The following is a 21,642-nucleotide window of genomic DNA, read 5'->3' as shown; positions in this document are numbered from 1 at the left end:
CTACCTGTTACCGTCCGTCGGGAAACCCGTGGCGCTCGCCCGCGCCGAGGAAGGAATGTCAGGAAGGCTGCGTCTTTTCATCGCTTGCAGCGGAATTTGTTTCAAGCTTAAAATATCTCCTACAGACGCACAAGGGACGCGTCGGGCGCCCCCCGCCACCCCTGTCCGGGAGTTGAGACATGAAGATTTCAGTGATGGGCGGCGGTCCCGCCGGCCTTTATTTTTCGATCCTGATGAAAAAGGCCGACCCGTCGACGCAGATCACCGTCTTCGAGCGCAACCGGCCCGATGACACGTTTGGCTTCGGCGTCGTCTTTTCCGACGAAACGCTGCAGACCTTCCAGAAGTACGATTTCGAGAGCTACCGCTCGATCACCGACCATTTCGCCTACTGGGACGACATCGAGACCCACTTCAAGGGGACGGTGTTCACCATTGGCGGCAACGGTTTCTGCGGATGTTCGCGCAAGCAGCTGCTCATGCTGCTGCACGAGCGCGCCGAGCAGCTCGGCGTCGAGATCCTGTTCCAGACCGAGGTGACCGACGTCGAGGCGCTGATGCGCGAATCGGACCTGGTGGTCGCCGCCGACGGCATCAACTCCATCGTGCGCGAGAAATGGCGCGACCACTTCCAGCCCGAGGTGGACCTGCGGCCGAACAAGTTCTCGTGGATGGGATCCACCAAGCCGCTCGACGCCTTCACCTTCTTCTTCGAGGAAACCGACGCGGGCATCTTCATCGCCCACGCCTACCAGTACGAGCCGGGCCTCTCGACCTGGGTGATGGAGACCGATCCGGAGACCTTCGTGCGCGCCGGTCTCGACAAGATGGACGAGACCCAGTCGGCCCGCTTCCTGGAGGGCGTGTTCGCCAAGGCGCTCGACGGGCATCCGCTGATCATCAACCGCTCCATGTGGCGCAACTTCCCGATGATCCGCAACAAGCGCTGGACCAAGGACAACGTCGTCCTGGTCGGCGACGCCAAGTCGACCGCGCACTTCTCCATCGGCTCGGGCACCAAGCTCGCCATGGAGGATGCCGTCGCGCTCTACGAGGCGTTCCGCGCGCACAAGTCGGTGGATGCGGCGCTGGCCGCGTTCGAGACCGGGCGTCGCGAAGCCGTCGAGAAGATCCAGCACTCCGCCGACGTGTCGCTGGTCTGGTTCGAGCACCTGGAGCGGTTCTGGGACATGGACCCCGTGCAGTTCGCGTTCGGACTGATGACGCGGTCGAAGGCGATCACCTACGACAACCTGGAACTGCGCGAGGAAGCGTTCGTCCGGGCCGTCGACAAGATGTTCGCGGAACAGGTGGCGGCCGAAGGGTTCGATGTCGACCTCGACAACCCGCCGCCCCCGATGTTCCACCCGCTCAAGGTGCGCGACATGGTCGTCCCGAACCGGCTGGTGGTCTCGCCGATGGACACCTACTCCGCCGTCGACGGCATGCCGCAGGACTTCCACCTGGTCCACTACGGCGCGCGCGCCATGGGGGGTGCCGGCCTCGTCTACACCGAGATGACCTGCGTGTCGGACACCGGCCGGATCACGCCGGGGTGCGCCGGCATCTACACCGACGAGCAGGAGGCCGCCTGGGCCCGCATCGTCGATTTCGTGCACAAGAACTCCGGCTCGAAGATCGCCATGCAGATCGGCCACTCGGGCCGCAAGGGCTCGACCCGGCTGATGTGGGAAGGCATGGACCAGCCGCTGGAACACGGCGGATGGGACGTCATCGCCCCCTCCCCGATCCCCTATTTCAAGCACAGCCCGGTTCCGCGCGAGATGACGCGGGACGACATGGACGCGATCAAGGCGCAGTTCGTGGCGGCGGCCGAACGGGTCAGCCGCGCCGGATTTGACATGCTGGAGCTGCACTGCGCCCACGGCTACCTGCTGGCGACCTTCCTGTCGCCGCTGACCAACACCCGCACCGACGAGTACGGCGGGTCGCTGGAGAACCGGCTGCGCTATCCGCTGGAAGTGTTCGACGCCGTCCGCGAGGCTTGGCCGGCCGAGAAGCCGATGTCGGTGCGCCTGTCGGCGACCGACTGGAAGGAAGGCGGCATCACCGGCGACGATTCCGTCGAGATTGCCCGGGCCTTCAGCGAGCACGGCGCCGACCTGATGGACGTCTCCACCGGCCAGACGGTGCCGGACGCCAAGCCGATCTTCGGCCGCATGTTCCAGACGCCGTTCGCCGAGCAGATCCGCAACGAGGCGAAGGTGAAGACCATCGCTGTCGGCAACATCACCTCGGCCGACCAGGTGAACACGATCCTGGCGGCTGGACGCGCCGACCTGGTGGCCATTGGCCGCCCGCACCTCACCCATCCGTCCATCGCCATGCAGGCGTCGGCGGACTACGGCTTCACCGGCACCTTCTGCCCGCGGCAGTACTTCCCCGGCTACGAGGCGGACCTGCGCAACGCGCAGCGCGAGCGCGAGGAGTTGAAGGAGCTGAAGCTGAAGGCCCGGCCGAAGCACGACTACACGAGCGAGAAGCGGCAGGCGGCGGAATAGGCCCCCAGGAGCTCATCCGGGCGGCGGACAACGCGCATCCGCCCGGTGCACCGAAGTTGATCCTGCCCGGCGAAACGGGCAGGAACGGGGGCAGCGCCCGTCTGCACGCGCCTTGATTCGTTCTTGGCCGCCGGATCGATCCGGCTGCAATCGCCCGATCCGAGACGGCGGAATCCCTGCGGCAGACGTATCCCGACCCGTTTGCCAGGGAGCCTCCATGCCGTTTTTCCGTTCCGCCTGCGTGGCGTTTTTTGCCCTTGCCACCGGAGCCTGCGTCGCCGCAAGCAGCGAGCCCGCCCCTGTCCAGACAGCGGCGGCCGCCGACCGGAGCTGCGCGCCCCGGAGCACGCCCGCGCCGGCCGGTGTGTCCGTCGAGGAGATGGTCGGCCAGCTGCTGGTGGTCGGGTTCACCGGCAAGACGCCGGCCAGCGCGTCGGCAACGGCAGTGCGGACCGAGATCGCCGAAGGCCGCGTCGGAGGCGTCCTGTTCCTGCGCCACAACATCGGCTCCGCCGCCGACGTGAAGGCCCTGACGGCCAGCTTTGCCTCGGCGGGCACCCCGCCGCCGCTCATCATGATCGACCAGGAAGGCGGGCTTGTCTCGCGCCTGCCCGCCAAGATCGGTTTCCCGGCGACCCCGTCCGCCGAAGCCGTCGCCCGCGACAACAGCCCCGAAAAGGCCCACGCGATCTACGCCAAGATGGCGCAGGCGCTGAAGGCCTGGGGCTTCAACGTCAACCTGGCGCCGATCGCCGACGTTGCCGTCAACCCGAACAACCCGGTGATCGCCAAGGCCGGACGCGCCTACGCGTCCGATCCGCGCACGGTCGCGGCCTACGACGAGGCCTTCGTCACCGCCCACCGGGCCGCAGGCGTCGCTCCGACGCTCAAGCACTTTCCCGGGCACGGGTCGTCGGCGAGCGACAGCCACGACGGCGCCGTCGACATCACGCGCACCTGGAGTGAGGCCGAGCTCGTGCCCTACCGCGAGCTGATCGATGCGGGCCTCGTCGACATCATCATGGTCGGCCATCTGCGCCTCGACCGCCACGGCACCGGCACAACCCTGCCCGCGTCAATCTCGCCGGACATCATCGAGGGGATGCTGCGCTCGGAGCTGTGCTTCAACGGCGTGGTGATGACCGACGACCTGATCATGCACGCGATCCGCAACCGCATGTCGGCGACGGACGCCGTGATCGCCGCCCTGAAGGCCGACAGCGACCTGATCGTCGTCTCCGGCGACTCCTCGACCGGCCCGGACTTCCCGCAAAAGGTCGCGGCGGCCGTCGCGGCGGAAGCCGCCAGGGATCCGGACTTCCTCCGCTCGATCGCCGCATCGTACGGCCGGGTCATGGCGCTGAAGAACCGCTTTGCCCGCAGCGGGCGGTCGTAACCTCTTTCCCGGCTCGCATCGAACGGATCTGGACGGAGCGGCGTTCTCCCACCAGATGAAGGCGGCTGCGGAAAGAGGAGCACCAACGATGCGCGCCCTGATCGGACTTCTTGCCCTCGTCGCGGTTGCGTCCCCCGCCCTCGCGTCGAGCGACGATGCGTGGGCCGAGTTCCGCAAGGATGTCGAGGAGACCTGTACCGACCTCGTCCAGGACCCGGGCAAGGTCTCGGTGAAGGTCAATCCGTTCGGGTCGGAGAGCTACGGCGCGGCGATCGTCGAGGTGAAGACGGATGCCGGCACCGATTCCATGATCTGCATCTACGACAAGACGAGCCACAAGGCCGAACTGACTTCACCCTTCTAATCGCCTAACAATACGGCGTACGTGATCGCGCCGGATCGACCGGGCGAGTGGGGGTCGGCAGGAACATGACCGCGGGAAAAGACGGGTCGCATCGCACGCATGTCGACGCGTTCCTTGCCGGACGCCTTTCCTACGCGCGCCTCGTGTCGGGCCTGCGCTCGGCAATCGCGGCGGGAGAGGCCGACCGGACGTCGCTCGGCGCGGTCCTCGGCGAATACCAGGCGGTCGGTCGGCTCCCCAACGATCTCGTCTCGATGATCATGGACGAGGTGGCGAGCAACGGCCGGACAGCGGACCCGGACGACGCGTCGTACAGCGACGACGAGGATACCGTCCGCCGCAGCGACACCGTCGTGCCCGGGACACCGGCCTCCCGCTCCGCCATCGACGACCGCGTGGACGATGTCGTCCTGCAGGCGCTGGTGGAGGAGTACAAATCCCTGCGCGGGAGCGATCGTGCCAGCGAGCGCAAGGACGACACCGACCTCGATCACTTCATGTCCGCCTTCGTCGGCGCCCGCATGCGCAAGACGGCCTTCGTCTCCGAAACGAGCGGCACCGGAACCGGCAGAGGCGGTCGGTTCCGCGCCGCTGCCGCGGCCCGCGCGGGCGTCGGAACCCTCCTCAAGGACCGCTTCGTGCTCGACCGCGAGATCGGCGGCGGCGCCATGGGCACCGTCTACGCGGCGGTCGACAGGCGCCGGCTCGAGGCCGGCGAAGGACGCCCCTACGTCGCGATCAAGGTGCTGGACCGGACCTTCAGCCAGGACTCCCGGGCCTTCCGCACCCTGGAGGCGGAGGCCCGCAAGGCGCAGACGCTGGCCCACCCGAACATCGTCCAGGTCCACGACTTCGACCGCGACGGATCGGATGCCTTCATCGTCATGGAACTGCTCCGCGGGCAGGCGCTGGATGCGGTGATCGACGACCGCCCGATCCCGATGGGCTTTGCCGAAGCCCGCAAGGTGCTCGACGGAGCGTTCACCGGGCTCGCGTTCGCGCACGAGAAGAGCATCCTCCACTGCGACGTGAAGCCCTCGAACATCTTCGTGATGGAGGACGGGACCACCAAGCTCGTCGACTTCGGGATTGCCTCCGCCTCGACGCTGCCGGTCTTCGACGTGGACCAGCTCTCCTCGTTCACTGGGCGCTATGCGGCACCCGAGGTCATGGAGCGCCTCCTCCGATCGACCTCGGCGGATGTCTTCTCGATGGCCTGCGTGCTCTACGAGACGCTGGCGGGTCACCACCCCTTCGACGACGGCACGGCGCTGGAGATGCGCGACCGGGGCCGCACGCCACAACCGATCCCGAACGTCGACCGTCGCGTGATGGACACCATCCTCCGCGGACTGGCGTTCGAGCCCACCGAGCGGATCGCGACCGTCCCCGATTTCGTCGAGCGGCTCGATGGCGGCCGCCGCGGCTGGTTCCGACGCTGAGGACGGCGGGCCCACCGCCGGCCATATCCCGCCCGGCCTGATGCCGCTGCTGAACGCGACGGCGCGGGACCGCGGGGCGGCTGCCCCCGGCTGCCCTAGTCGACCGCTTCCATCTCTTCGATCCGGTCGAGGATCTTCTCGACGCCGAGGGAGAAAGCGTTCTGCGGATGGCGTTCGCAGACAATGCCGTCGCTGCCCAGCAGGATCAGATCCTCCGACAACGGCAGGACGGCCGCGACCGGGGACTTGTAGGTGGCGAACACCCGGTTGGCGACCTCGTTGAAGTCCAGCGAGGAGATCGCCTTGTTCACGACCAGGAAGAGCTGCGGCACTTCCAGCCGGCGGGCCAGCTCCAGCGCCACGGCGGTTCCCTGATAGTCCTGCACGTCCGGCCTGAGCACGATGAACAGGCAGTCCGAGATCGCGATGGAGAGCAGCGTCTCCTCGTTCACGCCCGGATGCGTGTCGATCAGCAGATAGTCGAGATCGAGCGCGCCGCAGATGTCGCGGAACCCGTCGTTCAGCGCGTTGACGTCGTAGCCTTCGCGGATGATACGCGCGATCTCGCCCGCCCGCAGGCTGGAAGGGATCAGATAGACCGATCCGGAGACCGGCGGCCGGCCACCGATCTCGGCCTCCTCGTCGATCGCGGCGGTCACGTCCACCGCCGCCTCCTCCACCTTGCAGCGTCCCCAGAGATAGTCGTTCAGGGTGTAGCGCAGGGTCCGCGGATCGACATCGAAGAGGGCGTGGATCCCCGGCGACTGGATGTCGGTATCGACGATGCAGACGCGCTTGCCGCGCCGCGCCAGCCCGGCGGCGACGTTGGCGGTGATGTTGGATTTGCCGGTGCCACCCCGGTAGGAGTGGATCGAGACTGTCCGTGTGTGCACGGCCTTCGCTGTCCCCTGTGGACCCTTCGGGGCGGTCCGCGTCGGGCGGGCGCGCGTGGCGACCTCCGGCGGCAACCCGGGTGGTTTCAATCGTTCGAGTGCCGGGCACGCATGGACCGTGCCCGTTTCTGAAGATCCTTGAAATAATCGCTTTCGGCGATCGTTTCGACTTCGCGATCCTTTTTCTCGCGGTCGACATGGATGCGCAGTTCGCTGACTTCCGCGCGCAGCGTCCCGTTCTCCCGTTCCAGCCGCTGGCGGGCATCCTCGAGCCTCCGCCGCGCTTCGGTGAGGTCGTCGATGACACCGGAGAGGTGGAACTCGCGCGCCTCGATCCGCACGACCATCATGCCGAACGCCTCGGCGAGCTCCTGGACCTCCGGCGCTCCGTCCGTGGTGGTGAGCGCGGCGATGTCCTCGAAGACGTCGTAGTCGCCATGGGCGACCTTCTGGGAGAGCTCGCGCAGACGACCGAGGCTTTCCGAAAGGTCCTTCATGGTTTCCAGTCCTGGCAACGGGCGCGGCGATCGTCGGGCATTGTACCCGGTTTTGGATGACAGCAGCGAAAACAGCGGCGGTCCTTCTGCAGTGTCAGCGTGGGGGGCGGTCGCGCTTGCCCCCGGGCACGCCGCACCCTAGCCGCGCAACCGCTCCCACCAGGTCACGGCGGTGAACGCATCGACGAACTCCCGGACCTCGGGGGTCCGTTCGTTGCGCTCGAAGGCGAGGGCCTGGCTGAGCGCGCGCCATTGCCGGGCGCCGAGACCGGCCGGCCGTTCGGGCACCTTGCCGTTGGCGATGGCCCAGCGGACCGACTTGTGATCGAACGGGTGCTTTCCGGCGACGAGCATGTAGGCGACCACCGCCAGCGAATAGACGTCGTCGGCCGGGGCCGGCACCATTCCGAGCAGCATCTCGAGCGACGCGTAGGACGGCGTCAGTGCGCCCACGTGACCGAAATAGGCAATCGTCGGCCGGTCGTCCTCGTCGCTGAGATCGACCGCCTCGTTGGCATAGGACACCCCGAAATCGAGCAGTTTCGCCGCCCCCGACGTCGTGACGAAGATGTTGCCGGGCTTCACGTCGGTGTGGACCACGCCCCGCTCGTGGGCGTAGTCGAGCGCGGACCCGATGTCGGCGATGATGCGGTTGCGGGTCACCCGGGAGACCGGATCGGTGCCGCGCTTGCGCAGCATGCGGCTGAGCGTCTGGCCCTCCAGCTGCTCCATGATGATGAACGAGCGGCCGGCATCCTCGTCCCAGTCGTAGACCCGGGCGATGGCCGGATGCACGAACTCCTGCATCCGCCGCGCCTCGCGGTGCATCAGCTCGCGCATCTCCGCGTTGATCGTCGGATCGTCGTTGAGCAGCTTGATCGCCACCAACGGCACCTGGGAGGCGGCGCGCAGACGGAAGTGGTCCAGTGCGCTGTAGACCGTGCTCATTCCACCGCGGCCAAGCACCGAGATCAGCTCATAGCGCTCGCGCAGCATCGTTCCGAGAGGCAGCGGCAGTGGTTTGGCCGGGGGGCTCTTGTCGCTCATCCGAGCCCGCGGGGCGCCAGGACAGTCCGTCCCACGCACCGGCACGCGGCCTCATCGCGGCCGGCCTTCGCCTCCTCCGCATGCGCCCTGCCCTGCCATGGATCGTCGCCCGTCATGCTTCCCCATCCGATCACATCGCCCCGTCCACCCGCACCAGCACCGCCGTCACGTCGTCGCGCGAGCCCGCCGCGGCCGCCGCGGCAACCAGGTCGTCCGCCGCGGTCTGCACCGGGCCCGTCAGGTGGGCGAGAATGTCGTCCGCGCTGAGATAGTCGCTTACCCCGTCGGAACACAACAGGAAGCTGTCCCCGGCCTCCACTTCGACGACCACGCGGTCGAGCTCGAGGACCTCGCCGCTGCCGATGGCGCGGGTGACGACGTTGGTCCGCCGCTGGTCGGGGGCGTACGCCCCGCCGTGGTCCCGTGTCATCTGGAACAGGTGGCCGTCGCGCAGGAGATAGCACCGGGAATCGCCCGCCCACACGCACACGGCATAGTCCGCATCGAGCACCAGCGCGACGACGGTCGCACCGATGATGGAGGCGAGCCCGCCTTTCGCGGCCTCGTTGCGGAGCGCCTTGTTGATGCGGTGCAGGCTGCGCTCGACGCTCGCCACCCGGTCCTCGAGCGGGCCCACCGCGACCATCCGGTCCAGGATCCGGGCGACGGACAGGCTGGCGAGCTGGCCGTCGGCGTGGCCGCCCATGCCGTCGGCGACACAGAACAGGCCGCGCTCGGTCAACGCCAGGAAGGCGTCCTCGTTGACGTCCCGGCGGGCGCCACAGCGGCTCGCGGCGGCCACCACCATCGCGGGGATCGCGGGAACGTCACCGGCTCCAGCCATGCTCTTTCCAGCGCCCGTCAAGGAACGAGCCGAACATGGCCGCGGCCGGCAGCCCCCTGGTCTTTACCGCCTCGGGGGAGCGGCCCGGCCAGCCGTAGTGCCACCAGACGCTGGCATTGGCCGGGCGCGGCGCCGGCGAGTAGCCGCTGAACCCCGACCGCCGCAGTTCGCTCACCGGCGGAAACAGCGGATTGGTCTGCATGGTGCCGAGTTCGCCGCCGTAGGTGTTGAGGAACACGGACGGCTCCTCCCCCAGCATGTCGAGGGCTTCGAGCCCGGAAGAGATCCGGTCGATCAGCATCAGGGCGTCGTGCATCGACGAGGTGCCTTCGATCATCGACAGGGCGGTCGCCTCGAGCTCGCGCAGTGGCACCTGCAGATGCAGCGCCAAGGTCTGGCAGGGCAGAAGCTGTTCCACCGACACCGCCAGCGTCAGCGGATAGTACCGCCCGGTGGAATCCACCGAGGTCGCGATCACCCCGGTCCAGCCGACCTCCGAGATGACGCCGGGATCGATGGCGAAGCACCAGACCGGGCTCGAGAGATACGAGCGTGCCCAGCCATCGCCGAGCTTGTCCCGCGCGCTCGAGAGAGACTGCTGGAGCCACTTGTCCCACGGCTCCACGAAGGTGTTCGGGAGCCGCTGCCGGCAGAAATCGGCGGCGGACGGCAACTTGCCGTAAATCCCGCCCGTCATAGTTGCCCCGGGCACTGGAAACCCTGGATCACGCTGGGCGCCAGCGGATTGACCACCGAGCTCGCCTGGACCGTGTAGTCAGCCCGCGCGCCGCTCTTGTTGGCGACGGAGAAGGTGTACTGGCCCGACGACCCGGTGCGCTGCATGCCCGTGGTGTAGAGCAGCCGGAACAGCGCCCAGGCGCCCGAACGCTCCTCCTTCACGGTCCCGCCTTCGACCAGCGTGATGATCACCGAGGCCGTGCTGGCATCGCCCCGGTTCGGCCATGTCAGGTCGGTGGTGCGGGGAGGCCCGTGCCGATAGGTGACCGACGTACCGTCGAGGGTGAACACCGAACGCAGCGTGTCGGGAGAGAGGAACGACGGGGTGATGGAGAACTTCACGCCGAGGGTCGCCCCACCGCTGAAGAAGGCGCTCCGGATCTGCGCCGCCCGCTGGAACATGTCGAGGGTCTGGTCGGAGAAGCCCATCGTCTGACCGTCGAAGCTCGCCGCGACCAGCTGTGTCCCCTGCTGCTTGACGAACGGCTGCACGAACTTGGTGAAGAACTGGTCGATCGTGCCGCCCTGACGGAACATCTCGGTGAAGTCGGCCAGCGTGACCTCGTTCGTCGAGTTGGTCATCGGGAACCGGTTGTCGAGCAGCGAATTGCAGGACGGGATCACCTGCTGCTGCCAGTTCGCGTTGACGTTCTGGTAGGCGAGCCCGATCAGGACCCGCCAGGACTGGACGGAAATGTCGCCCATGATCGAGCCGAACGGGGCCGGCAGCGTCGCCGACGTTGTCCTGAGCTGGCTGAGCGCGTCCTGGGACGGACTGCTGGCGCGCTTGGAGACGTACTGCAGCGCCGCCGCGCCCGGGTCCGGCGCCGCGGCGATCGAGTCGATGTCGCCGAAGACGGAGCCGATCAGCTGCTGCACCTGCGGAAGCGTCGTCCCGCCCGCGGGCGCCGCCGGAGCGGCGCCGCTGGCCGAGGGCGTTCCGAGCAGGGCCACCACGGGCTGGAACGGCAGGGCGATCTGGTCGCCCGGCCAGGCCATATTGCCGAACGCCTGCTGGGCCGCCGCGCCGACCGCCTTGCCGGCGACACCCTTGGCCGCCGATGCCACCGCATTGCCACCGCCGGTGCCACCCGCCGACGTCCCCGCCGCGCCCGCTGCCGCTCCGCCGGCCGCATCGCCACTGGCGTTGGCGCTGGAGGAACTTCCGGGAATCGGCAGCTGGGTGTTCGTCTCGACGGCCTTGGCGAGGGCGATCAGCGGCGTGTCGGGGGCCGCGAGCACCTTCAGGACCTGCTGCGCCCGCTGGACGGAATCGAAGTCGACGACGGCCACCTGGTCGATGGCGTCCTGCCAGATCGAGATGTAGTTGGCGACGTACTGCTTCACCAGATTCTGCATCACCGACTGGTAGGTCGGGCTCTGGGGCTGCGCCCGGCCGGCGATCCAGTCCTGGCTCAGCGAGTCGTTCACGATGTTCGGCGCCTGGGCGAGGAAGAACTTGTAGAAGCCGTCGCGGGTGTAGAGCCCCGGGATCTGCAGGATCGGCTGCTTGGCCCTGATCCTGGACGGATCCGTGGTCAGCGCGGTCGTGCCGATGATGCTGGTGAGAACCACCGGCTGCAGCGTCGGGTCGGCATCGGCCTTGCGCAGGAGGGAGGCGTAGATCTCGTCGGTCTGCGGCACGGTGGCCAGCCGGCGTTGGGCCGCGCTGACGATGCCCTGGTTGAAGCTGACCGGCTGCGGAAGCTCCGCCACGAGCGCGGAGAATTGCGAATTGAGCGCCGCCTGCTGGTCGGGCTGCAACGGATAGAGGCGTTGGGACTCCGTCTTCAGCGTGTCGAGAAGGTAGTTGGCGTCGAACCGCTTCGGATCGTTGAGCATCATGTAGGCCTGCAGCGACTGGCGCAGCGCCGGCATGTCGGCCTCGTTCTCGCTCTGGGTCAGGATCGCGACGCGCGCGGCGAGACGATCGGCGACCACCGGCAGCAGGAACTTGGACAGCACCGTATCGTAGAGCTTGGTGGTGGCCGGCCCGAGCGTGGCGTTGGCGTCGAGGCCAAAGCCACCGACGAGGGGCAGCGCGCCCGGCTCCTCGGCGGCGTCCTCCAGCCGCGAGATGGAATTCAGGGTCGGCAGGATCTGGTCGTAGGTGGGCTTAGGCCCCACCCCCTTGATCACCGCTTCCGTCGTCTTCAGCTCGTTCGCGACGGCGGCGATCTGGTCGTTGCTGTGGTCCATCACCTTGGCCCACAGGCCGGCGAACAGGACGAACAGCAGGATGGCGGCGGCGTAGCCGAAGCCGTAGCGCAGCGCGAGCGACGTCTCCAGCCGGCGGTTGGTGCCGATCAGGTCGGATTCCTGGAAGACGATGTCGGTCAGGAGCCGGTGGATGAAGAAGGCCTTGCCGCGCCCGGAATAGGGAACGATCTGCCCGGGCGCCAGGCCGAACCGGCGGCTGAAGGCGCCGAGCAGGCGGTCGATCGGCGTGCCTTCCTGGGTGCCGCTGGTCAGATACACGCCGCGCAGCAGCGGCGTCTTCTCGTAGCGGCTCGTGCGGAAGACATCGCGCACGAACGACGTCATCAGGCCCTGGAAGGCCGCAAGCTCGCGCGGGAACAGGAAGATGCGCGCCCGGCGCTCGACGTCGCGCTCCGCGTGCAGCCGGTCCGGAGCCAGCGCCTCGACCCGGGCGAACAGCTCGGTCAGCCGGTGATCCACCTCGAGCGGCACCTGCACCGGCGAGGTGTCGGCCGGCAGCGTCACGCCGAACACCTGCTCGCGCTCGTCTTCGCGGAAGTCCTCGAAGAACTCGCTGAAACCCGAGATCAGGTCGGCCTTGGTGATCAGCAGGTAGACCGGAACGCTGACCTCGAACGCCTTGACCAGTTCCTGCAGGCGGCGCCGCAGCGTGTCGGCGAACATCCGACGTTCGGTTTCGTTGCGATTGAGGAGGTCCGCCGCGCTCACCAGCAGCAGCGCGCCGTTGATGGGCCGACGGCGGCGATGCGACCGCAGGATGTCGAGGAAGCCGAGCCAGGCCGCCCGGTCGGTGTCGCGGTTCACGTCCTGGGTGGTGTACCGGCCGGCGGTATCGATCAGCACCGCCTTGTCGGTGAACCACCAGTCGCAGTGGCGGGTGCCGCCGAACCCCTGAACCGCTTCCGATCCGAACCGGTCGGACAGGGGGAATTCCAGGCCGGAGTTGCTCAGGATCGTCGTCTTGCCGGTGCCGGGCGCGCCGACCAGCACGTACCAGGGAAGCTCGTAGAGGAAGCTGCCGCCCTTGTGGCGGCCGATGGTCGATTCCTTCAGCACCTCCAGGGCGTGCTGGAAGCGCTCGCGGATGATCTCCAGTTCCTCGTCGCGGTCGGAGGTTGCGAGCGAGGCCAGCTCGTCGGATTCGATGAGGTTCTTGATCAGCCGGGAGTTGGCCCGCCGGATCAGCAGGAACCGGACGAACGCGATCAGCAGGAGAACGAGGATCAGGCCGACGATCACGCCGAGGCGCGCGCCGCGCGAGGCGAGCGGATGCCCGCCCATCAGCGAGAACTGCGGCCCGAAGAACCAGATGACGAGCGAAAGCGCCACCAGCCCGAACAGGAAGACGAGCGTTCGCAGCTTGAACAGTTCGCGGATTAGCGCACCCAGCATCGCAGCCCTACCTCACCGAATTCTGCAAAGCCTGGATTGCACTCAGCGTCGGATCGAGATCCTCGTGCAGCCGGAGCTGGAAAAACACATAGAGAAGGACGAGCAGCACGCCGCTCGCCGTGAACGCGACCCAGAGCGGCACGAACGAGCGGATCGAGCGCTTCTTCTTCTTCGCCTGCACCGTCGAGGCGAGTTCGGACGGCGGCGCCGGGAGATACTCGCGCAGCTGCCGGCCCAGCCGGGTGCGCACGTTCTCCAGCTGATCGCGCCCGCCCTCGATGACCCTGTAGCGCCCCTCGAAGCCGAGCAGCAGGCAGGCATCGATCAGGCGCAGCACCGCGATGTACTTCTTCGGCTGGTCGAGGATGCGCTCCAGGAGCTGGAACACCTTCTCGCCGCCCCAGGTCTCGCCGTGATACTCGCTGAGCAGGCTCTGCTTGCTCCAGGTCGAGCGGCTGCCCCATGGCGTGGTCAGCACCGTTTCGTCGAGCAGCGAGCACAGGACATAGCGCCCCGCGGTGATCTCGCCCGCCGAGGCGCCCGCCTTGGCGGAACGCTCCTCGAACCGCGCGATCTCAAGCGAGATGCGGCGCCGCAGCGCATCGATGTCGGCGAACTCGACGGCGTTGCGGAGTTCGGCCGCGAGCACCAGCAGCGGTTCGGCGCAGACCAGCAGGATCTCGTCCGGCCGCTGCGGCTGCCGTCGAAGGAGCATGTCATAGCCGGCGCCGTCGGAGGTTCCGTCGGTGCCGGACGATAGCTCGGCGCCGGTCTCGCGCGGACGGGGCATGGCAACGGTGGAGTCGTCGTCTCCCGCGCGGTCGCTGCGCAGCGTCGCGTCGTCGTCGTCCTCGCCGTCGACCAGGTCCTTCAGGCTGGTGCGCGCGCGCGGGCTCACCTTCGCGCTGCCATGGCCGCCCGGCTGGAGGATCGTCGGATCGTCGTCGCTCGTGTCTGTCATCGCTCCCGCAGCCTGGCGGCTTCTCCCGTCCGGGTCAGCCGCCGCTGCCCCCCTCATGCCTCACGCGGTCGGTCCCGCCGCCCTCACGAAGTCCTCACCGCCCAGAATTCCATGTGCAGGTCCGGATAGTCGCCGCTGACGTGGAAGGCGAAAGCCGCCGAATTCTTCAGTCGGGCCCACAGCTCCGCGGACTGGTCGAGCTCAAAGTAGAAGCCGTTGCGCAGCACCGGCAGCTCGCGCGGGACCACGTTGACCGGCCGGAGCGAGATGCCCGGAAGCTGCAGGTTGACGAGATCGCGGATCTGTTCGACCGGCCCGACCTTGGTGCGCACCGGGAATTCGCGGCTCATGTTCTCGCTCTGCACGCTCGCCGTGGCGACGAGGATGAGCCGGCAGCCGGTGAAAATCGACCGGTCGCCGATCTGGCCGATCCAGATGCCGTAGTTCTTCTGCTCCAGCGGGATGCGGATCGCCTTGCGCTCCGTCACGCTGGCGAGCAGCTGCTGCACCCGCGCCAGCAGCGGCGGGAAGACCGCCTCGGGGGTCTCGTGAATGTACGGCGGGATCTCGTCCGGCCGGCGCACCTGGCCGAGGAACGCCGTCAGTTCCGCCACCACCGAGATCATCGCGCGGTAGAGCGCCTCGGGATGCGTTCCCGGCATCTGGGCGAGGTGCTGGAACAGCAGCTCCTGCCGGTTGATGACGCTGAGGAGGATGATGTCGAGCAGCCCGGCGGTATCGGCATCGCTCTGGGTAGGGCCCGCGCGCTCCGCCAGATAGGAGCCGCGCTGGCTCAGCAGCCGGTGCGTCTCGCGCGCCGCTTCCAGGATCGCCGGCACGGCGTGGATGTCGAGGCACGGCCCCATGAACGACCGGTCGAGTTCGACCGCCCCGCCGGGCTCGACGCTGTGGATCCGCGCGACCGGCAGTTCGCAACAGTCCTCGACGGCGGCACTGCCGATGGCAATCCGCACGTTCGGCACCCCGACGGTGATGCGGACGGCGGGCCGGTCCGGGCCGGTCGCGTCGCGCGTCTCGACTTCGCTCGCGACCATCCGCTCGAACTCGGTCGACCGGCCAAGTTCGACGCCATCCCCCGCCCGCAGCGGCAGCACCAGCTTGACCGGCATGCCCGCGTCGCCGGTGGAGACCTTCTTGGCCGGCGGCAGCGCCACGTCTTCCGGCGCCCTGAGGACGGTGCCGTCCGGGAGGATCGCGCGCAGGCTCGTCACGACGATGCGGCCCATGGCGAGGGCCTGCTTGTCGATGGCGATGTTCCTGAGCCCCCAGCCGGCGGGCGACAGCCCGGAGGCCCGCTCGTCCACGAGCCGCTCCACCCAGCGGTCATGCTGCTGGAAGTGCTGCGGGGACATGAACATCCCCTCGAACCAAAGCGTTCTGCTCGTCAGTGACATCTAACAGCGTGCCTCGTCGTGTACGACGGTTTGGGAATGCCTGCGTGCACCACCGGCCGGCGGCCGGCATTCAACTCCATGGGGCGGTCGTAGGTTCATCAGAATACCCCGAGCGCCTTCTTCTCCTTGGCCGTCAGGGTGACGGCCAAGCTGGTGAGCTCGATGGTGACGATGTTCTCCTTGTTCTTCACCAGCGGGGCCGAGGCACGCCATGTCGCGGAGTCGATGTCGCGGAACCCGGCGAGCACGGCGATGTAGGCGGTCTCGTCCGGCGTCGTCTTCTTGATCTTCTTCGTCGTGCCCGGCGCGATCTCGTACTCCTCCTTGGCAACCAGATCGGCACCGATCGTCTTGGTGTCGTCGTCGTAGAGCTGGAAGAACTCGGCCTGGTTGAAGGCGGAAACGGACTTGAGCTCGTAGACCCGGACGACGACCGGGGACGACTCGTCATCGGCGTTCGGATTCAGCGACGCATTGGCCGAAATCGTAATGTCGAGGGCCGTCGGAGCCTTCTTGAAGAGCCCGCCTCCGCCGCAGCCCGAAACGACGAGCGCCAGAGCGAGCGCCGCGACGACGGAAGAAAATGGGCGGGCTAGCAACGTCTCAGTCATCAGGGCCGATCCTTGGCTCGTAGTGTGGCAAGCGTCTTTTCGTAGGCACGCAGGAACTGCTCGGAAACGATCTTTCGCGACGTCGCCTCCGGATCCTGGGCGAGCCCCGCATGAAGGTCCTTATACCGCTCCCAGAGCGCTTTTCCGTCACCGCGTCCAAAGAAACCGCCGGCGGCGTCCTCGGCCTGGATCGAGGCGGGGTCCAGCTTGGCGAGCACCGTAGCGATCGCTTCCTGCATCGCGGTGACGGAGGCGAGTTCGTGCGCCTTGAGTTCGGTGAACCCCTCCTTCATGCCCGCGCTGAGCGACTGGAAGCCGGCCTCGCCGCTGGCAGCCGCCTTGCCGAGCGCTTCCTCGCCAGTCTTGTAGAACTTGAACGGGTTGTTCTTCTCCGGCTGGATGCGGGTGCGGTCGAGCCGGAACTCCTCCTTGAAGAGGCGCCGGGCCGCCAGCACGTCGACCAGCCCCGATGCGGCCGCCCTGGCGGTTCGCCCGATCTCGCAGGCCACCGCCTCGCGATCGCCCTCCGGCACCGACGCCGGATCGATCCCGGCGGCCGCAAGGACGGCATCGTAGGACGCTCCGCTGGCGGCAGGGGCCGCAGGCGCAGAGGCTGCTGGTGCCGGGGCGGGCGCAGCAGGCTCGGCGGCGTACTGGGTCACGGCCGCCCGATGGCTTGCGCGCTCGCGCAGCACAGACACCGGATCGAGGGAGCCCCCGGCCGGGGGTGACGAGCCGAGGCCGACGCCCGCGCCGGTTGCCGGGGTCACCAGATCGGACAGCAGATTGTTGCCCGGCGCGCGCCGCGAGCGACGGCCCGCGCCGGCGTCCGGCTCCGGCGGCACGGTCGTGCGGGCGGACGGCACGGTCGTCCGGTCGCGCGCAACCGGCTGGGGAGGCACCGATGTGGCAGCCGACGACGCCCCCGGCGGCCCGAGCAGGTCCTCCATCGGCGGCAGCGGCGGCACGGCCGTCTGGCCCGGGCCGGCCGGGCTCATCGGAGCGATGAAGTCGCCCGATGAGGGAGCCGGCGAAGCCCCGCCCGACCCGAGAAGATCCTCCCACGACAGGTCGTGGGGGAGCGCGGCCTCTCCTGCCTCGTCGCCGCCGGGCACGGGCTGGGGCAGTGGTTGATTCGCGTAGGAGGTGATCTCGGTTGCATCCCGCGGCCTCTGCCGCACCGACGGACGGACGGGCTCCTGGAAGGGTTCGTCCAGTTCGCTTGCCAGGGCATCACTGAGCTGGCTGCCGATGTCGCGCGCCGGCGGAACCGGCCGCTCCGGCGCCACCGGCGGCTGCACCGGCACGTGCGTGGCGCTGTCGGCGCGGTCGTAGGCGGTGTCCGCACCCAGCCAGTCGGTTCCGACCCGCCCGCCGCCGGAGCCGCGCGAAGTGGTCGTGGAGGACGTGCCGAGGTCCGCGAACGGGTCGTCCTTGCGCTGCGGTGCGGTCGACCGGAAGAAGGATCCGAGCGTGTCGTCCCTGCCGGTGCGGCTGCCTCCGCCTGCGCGCCTGGGCGTTGGCTGGAAGGCGGTCGAGCGGGAGCGTTCGGTGAGCGAAAGCGCCTCGTGCTCGGTCCCCGTCCCCAGCATGTCGAGCGGATCCGTGCTCAGTCCGCGGGGCGAGACCTCGGGCGCGATCGACATCCGCGGCGCCACCCGGCTGTCCGCCGCCCGGCCGTCGTCCTGGAGTGTGGCGACCACGCCGTAGTCCCCGAAGTTCAGCCTCATCCCGGGGGTGATCTCGGCGGACCGGTTCCGCCCGAGCGGTTCGGAAGCCCCGCCGACGAACACGCCATTCGTGCTGGTGTCGGTGATGTAGAAATGCCCGTCGCGGAAGCTGATCGTGGCGTGACGGCCGGACAGCGTCCGGGTCGCGTCCTCGATCTGCCAGTCGCACGCGGCGTTCCGGCCGATCACGCCGCCCGCTTCGTCGAATGTGTGCTCGAGGCCGCGCTTCAGCCCGCCGACCTGGCCGGACCGGATGGAGAGGGTGAGTTTCATGCGGCTTGCCTCCCGCCTTGCGGTTCAGCGTCCCCCGGCTGTGGCGCGTTGGCGACCAGAGAATGGTGCTCGCCCGCCACCAGAACGGGTTCAGGCGCGCCCTCGACACTGCCGAGCCAGCCCGTCCATCCGAGCTGCGCGCGCCCGAGCCTGGAACCGGAAGCCTGGTTGTCCTCGAGCAGCAGTTCGACGTCCCACTCCAGGGGATCCTTCAGCGTCAGCTCAATCAGACGCCGCAGGCGCGCATGGTTTTCGCCGCTCGGCAGGAACTGCTTGAAGAGCGGCATCGACAGCGGCCCGACGCGCACGCGGAACTTGCCCAGGCTGTCGCGCACCGACGATCCGACGATCATGTTCTTGCCCAGCGTCATGGACGCCCCGAGGCGGCCGCGGTCCTGGGGCGAGATCCGCACTTCGCGCGTCGCGAATTCGCGCACCTCGATGGGCACCTTGAAGTGATGCGTCAGGATGCTGGCGACCACGTCGGAAGAGCGGCTGTAGAGCGCCAGCAGCCCGAGCTGCGGCAGCAAGAGGGCCGATTCCGGATCGGCGCGCCGCTGGCCCTTGACCGTGGGGGCGCCATAGAGGCTGAGCAGCCGGGCCGAAATCGGATCACCGCCACCGTGCCGATAGCGCAGATGATAGCGCCAGCGTGCCCAGATGCGGCGGTAGAGCGAGATCAGGCGATGGTTGAAGAAGTCGAGGAAGTCCTCGAGGACGGAATCGTCGACGTCGGACTGGACGATCCGTTCGGTATAGATCGGCGGCAGCGGCGACGACGGGCCGTAGAGCCCGAGAAAGTTCACCCTCAATTCCACGAGGCCGCTGCCGTCCGGCGCCTCGCGCACTTCCGCGACCTCGCGGGCGGGAAAGCCGAGCGAGCGGGCGGCGCGGAAACGCAAGCGTTCGGCGTCGGGCCGCTGCGCGACGCCGCCGATGCCTTCCACGTCCAGCTGCGACTGCAGCCGGGACACAGCATTGTTGAATCCGTAGTCCGCCAGCGCCGCGAGAGCGGCGCCGCTCACTGCGGACTCGCTTCCCCGATCCTGGGCGCCCATTCGTACACCGCGTTGCTGTCTATGCCGACGACCCGGAGCTGGTGATGGCTGTTGACGGCCGAGTAGGCCGCGAACAGCACGTTCATCACCGATCCGAACAGAAAGAGTTCGCCTTCTCCGCCGATTGCGTTCTCGCTGATCTTCAGGACGATCCGGCGGCTGCGCACCGGACGCCCGTCGAGGAACAGGTCGAACGGCTCCACATCCACCGCGGAGATGGCGGAGAGGAGATTGTCGAGTTGCTGGCGCTCGGCCACGTCGTAGGCCGCGCGGAAATCATAGGCGTCGATGACCGCGCGCAGCGCTTCCACCGACAGGAGCGATCCGAAGTTGCGCGCGAGGCTGGACACCAGCCGCCACTGGATCCCGTCGGTCAGCGGCGGCGCGACCTCGTGGGTGACGGTGGAGATGTTGCGGAAGCTGACGCTGCCCGGCGTATCGGACGTCGCCTGGGTGACAGACCCGATCGGCAGCAGGTGGGCGACACCGCCGTTGGTCGCATCGATGCGCAGCGTGATCGTCTCCGCCCTCGGGCTGACGAACTCCTCGCGCCCGTTGACGAACGAGATGCTGAGATCGATGCCGTTGGAGAGCGTCGAAGGCTGCGGGAAGGCCCGATAGTAGTAGCGGGAGTCGTCCCGATTGCCGTGGTCGTGCCGGAAGCTCTCGAAGGGATGGTAGATCACCCGTCCGCTCTGACCCTGCACATAGCCCGACACCTGGCAGATGCCGTGCACCGACTGGTCGGGGCGCGGCGGGCGCACCCGGTATTCGGTGCGCCGCGGATCGACGAGGATCGGCATGGCATCGGTGCGGAACAGGTTCACCGCCGGCGTGGCGTTGAGCTCCAGATGCCGGGACGTGACGCGCACCTGGTCGGGGAGCGGCCGGGCGAACAAGAAGGTCACGACGATCTTCTCGTCGCTGTCTTCGGAGAATTCCTCGGGCAGCGCGCGGGCCCAGTCCAGGTCGACGAAGAGGAACTTCGAGGGGAACAGCAGATATTCCTGCAGCACCCGGAAGCCCCAGAAGGTGTTCAGGGAATACGGAATGACGTCGTCGCCCTGCCCGAACCCGACCGGCTTCACGACGTCGGGCGTCAGCTTCACCGCCGCGCGGCTGCCCACCTGCACGCGCACCTCGCGCAGATACTGCAGCATCCACAGCAGCAGGGTGCGCCCGACGATCGGCTCGCGCTCGCTGGCGAAATGCAGCCGCAGCGGCGCCCTGGCCAGTTCCTCGGCCGGGATCGCATCGGTGAACTTCAGCGTCGCGGAGAGGGTTGCGGAGGTCGTCCGGTTCTCGAGCCCGACGTCCTCGACCTCGAGCGGCACCACCGACACCGGATAGCGGGTGGTGAACAGGCATTCGCTGCCCTTGACCGACTGCGAGGCGATCGTCGTGTTGCGCGGCACCTCCAGCCGTTCCGTCCCCGCACCCGGCTTCGGCCGGAAGCTGATCATCGTCATCGGCGGGATCGGCTTCAGCAGCTGCGGATTGACGAGCTGCAGGAGGTTGGTCGCCAGTTCGGGCAGTTCGTCGTCGAGCCGCTGCCGCAGCCGACCGGTCAGGAAGGCGAACGCCTCCAGCATCCGCTCCACGTCCGGGTCGTCGGATTCCCGGCCCAGGAAGGACGCAAGCTTCGGGTTGGCCCGCGCGAACTGCTCGCCGAGCTCCCGCAGATAGCTGAGCTCGTCCTCGTAATAGCGGTTGATGCTCATCGGACGCGGCTCCCGTTCATCGGCGCACCACGACGCGGCCGTCGTCGGAGAACACCGTCTCGAACGACACCTTCCGCCGCGACCCGTCGATCACGAGCTGCGCCTCGATGTGGAAGTTCAGCGCCAGCGGCTGATCGGGGTTCGGCACGAAATTGACGTCCACGTCGGTCAGGCGCGGCTCGAACATCTCGATCTGTTCGCGCACGGTACGCGCAATGGCGGGAAGTGCATCGGGATAGAGGCCGATGAAGGAGTTGAAGTCCGGAACGCCGAAGTCCGGCCGCGTCTCGCAGCAGCCTTCGCGGGCGTTCAGCACGCGGAGCAGGTTCGACATCACGCTTTCGGCGACGGCGGACGGGTCGGGATTGCCGCGCGAAATCGCCCGCCCGGCCTGGGCGGCGTCCAAACGTTCGAGAAGGGTGAGTTCATAACGCATTACTCTGACCCGTCCGGCGAAGCGCGCCGCCGGATCTCCCCGACGGCGCTGGTGTCATGCGCTGGATCGGCCCGGGACCCGC

Annotated in this window: 17 protein-coding genes; 4 read left to right on the top strand and 13 right to left on the bottom strand. The window is 68.1% G+C overall.

Annotated elements, in window-relative coordinates; genetic code table 11:
- The first annotated feature begins 179 nt into the window (after positions 1-179).
- The 4 genes from AB7M35_RS18065 to AB7M35_RS18050 all read left to right on the top strand — a co-directional run bounded on the left by AB7M35_RS18065 (position 180) and on the right by AB7M35_RS18050 (position 5,724).
- Complete coding sequence (locus AB7M35_RS18065) at positions 180-2,522, top strand: bifunctional salicylyl-CoA 5-hydroxylase/oxidoreductase (RefSeq protein WP_453961809.1); 2,343 nt, start codon at positions 180-182, stop codon at positions 2,520-2,522.
- 217 nt (positions 2,523-2,739) lie between these two features.
- Positions 2,740-3,918 carry a glycoside hydrolase family 3 N-terminal domain-containing protein gene (locus AB7M35_RS18060; protein ID WP_453961808.1) on the top strand — a complete coding sequence of 393 codons (1,179 nt, stop codon included), beginning with the start codon at positions 2,740-2,742 and terminating at the stop codon, positions 3,916-3,918.
- An 88-nt stretch (positions 3,919-4,006) separates the two neighbouring features.
- Entirely contained in the window at positions 4,007-4,282 is a 276-nt protein-coding gene (locus AB7M35_RS18055) for a hypothetical protein (RefSeq protein ID WP_453961807.1), read from the top strand.
- A gap of 65 nt (positions 4,283-4,347) precedes the next feature.
- A complete protein-coding gene (locus AB7M35_RS18050; protein WP_453961806.1) occupies positions 4,348-5,724 on the top strand; it encodes a serine/threonine-protein kinase in 1,377 nt (458 codons plus the stop codon).
- A gap of 95 nt (positions 5,725-5,819) precedes the next feature.
- On the opposite strand, the gene AB7M35_RS18045 is transcribed toward AB7M35_RS18050, so the two are convergent.
- The 13 genes from AB7M35_RS18045 to tssE all read right to left on the bottom strand — a co-directional run bounded on the left by AB7M35_RS18045 (position 5,820) and on the right by tssE (position 21,560).
- A complete protein-coding gene (locus tag AB7M35_RS18045; RefSeq protein ID WP_453961805.1) occupies positions 5,820-6,617 on the bottom strand; it encodes a MinD/ParA family ATP-binding protein in 798 nt (265 codons plus the stop codon).
- Between the two features lie 86 nt (positions 6,618-6,703).
- Positions 6,704-7,114, bottom strand: coding sequence for a hypothetical protein (locus AB7M35_RS18040; protein ID WP_453961804.1), 411 nt, complete (start codon positions 7,112-7,114; stop codon positions 6,704-6,706).
- 138 nt (positions 7,115-7,252) lie between these two features.
- Positions 7,253-8,161: a serine/threonine-protein kinase gene (locus AB7M35_RS18035; RefSeq protein WP_453961803.1), complete on the bottom strand. Its 909-nt coding sequence runs from the start codon at positions 8,159-8,161 to the stop codon at positions 7,253-7,255.
- Positions 8,162-8,291: 130 nt separating this feature from the next.
- A complete protein-coding gene (locus AB7M35_RS18030) occupies positions 8,292-9,005 on the bottom strand; it encodes a PP2C family protein-serine/threonine phosphatase (RefSeq protein ID WP_453961802.1) in 714 nt (237 codons plus the stop codon).
- A complete protein-coding gene (gene tagF, locus AB7M35_RS18025; protein WP_453961801.1) occupies positions 8,989-9,702 on the bottom strand; it encodes a type VI secretion system-associated protein TagF in 714 nt (237 codons plus the stop codon). The genes AB7M35_RS18030 and tagF overlap by 17 nt, the downstream gene beginning before the upstream one ends.
- On the bottom strand, positions 9,699-13,355 hold the full coding sequence (gene tssM, locus AB7M35_RS18020; RefSeq protein ID WP_453961800.1) for a type VI secretion system membrane subunit TssM: 3,657 nt from the start codon (positions 13,353-13,355) through the stop codon (positions 9,699-9,701). The genes tagF and tssM overlap by 4 nt, the downstream gene beginning before the upstream one ends.
- A gap of 7 nt (positions 13,356-13,362) precedes the next feature.
- On the bottom strand, positions 13,363-14,316 hold the full coding sequence (gene icmH, locus AB7M35_RS18015) for a type IVB secretion system protein IcmH/DotU (protein WP_453961799.1): 954 nt from the start codon (positions 14,314-14,316) through the stop codon (positions 13,363-13,365).
- An 83-nt stretch (positions 14,317-14,399) separates the two neighbouring features.
- Positions 14,400-15,731, bottom strand: a complete 1,332-nt coding sequence (gene tssK / locus AB7M35_RS18010) for a type VI secretion system baseplate subunit TssK (protein ID WP_453961798.1) — start codon at positions 15,729-15,731, stop codon at positions 14,400-14,402.
- Between the two features lie 98 nt (positions 15,732-15,829).
- Positions 15,830-16,342: a type VI secretion system lipoprotein TssJ gene (gene tssJ / locus AB7M35_RS18005; protein ID WP_453961797.1), complete on the bottom strand. Its 513-nt coding sequence runs from the start codon at positions 16,340-16,342 to the stop codon at positions 15,830-15,832.
- Complete coding sequence (gene tagH, locus AB7M35_RS18000; protein WP_453961796.1) at positions 16,342-18,345, bottom strand: type VI secretion system-associated FHA domain protein TagH; 2,004 nt, start codon at positions 18,343-18,345, stop codon at positions 16,342-16,344. Before tagH ends, tssJ begins: the two co-directional genes overlap by 1 nt.
- The gene (gene tssG / locus AB7M35_RS17995; RefSeq protein WP_453961795.1) at positions 18,342-19,370 is read right to left on the bottom strand and encodes a type VI secretion system baseplate subunit TssG; all 1,029 of its coding nucleotides are present in this window, start codon (positions 19,368-19,370) and stop codon (positions 18,342-18,344) included. Before tssG ends, tagH begins: the two co-directional genes overlap by 4 nt.
- Positions 19,367-21,124, bottom strand: coding sequence for a type VI secretion system baseplate subunit TssF (tssF, locus tag AB7M35_RS17990; protein ID WP_453961794.1), 1,758 nt, complete (start codon positions 21,122-21,124; stop codon positions 19,367-19,369). The genes tssG and tssF overlap by 4 nt, the downstream gene beginning before the upstream one ends.
- 16 nt (positions 21,125-21,140) lie before the next feature.
- The gene (tssE, locus tag AB7M35_RS17985) at positions 21,141-21,560 is read right to left on the bottom strand and encodes a type VI secretion system baseplate subunit TssE (RefSeq protein ID WP_453961793.1); all 420 of its coding nucleotides are present in this window, start codon (positions 21,558-21,560) and stop codon (positions 21,141-21,143) included.
- Between the last annotated feature and the right edge of the window lie 82 nt (positions 21,561-21,642).

It is taken from the genome of Amorphus suaedae (assembly GCF_053629675.1).
The sequence above is the reverse complement of the archived record's forward strand: the minus strand, read 5'-3'. Positions and strand labels throughout refer to the sequence as shown.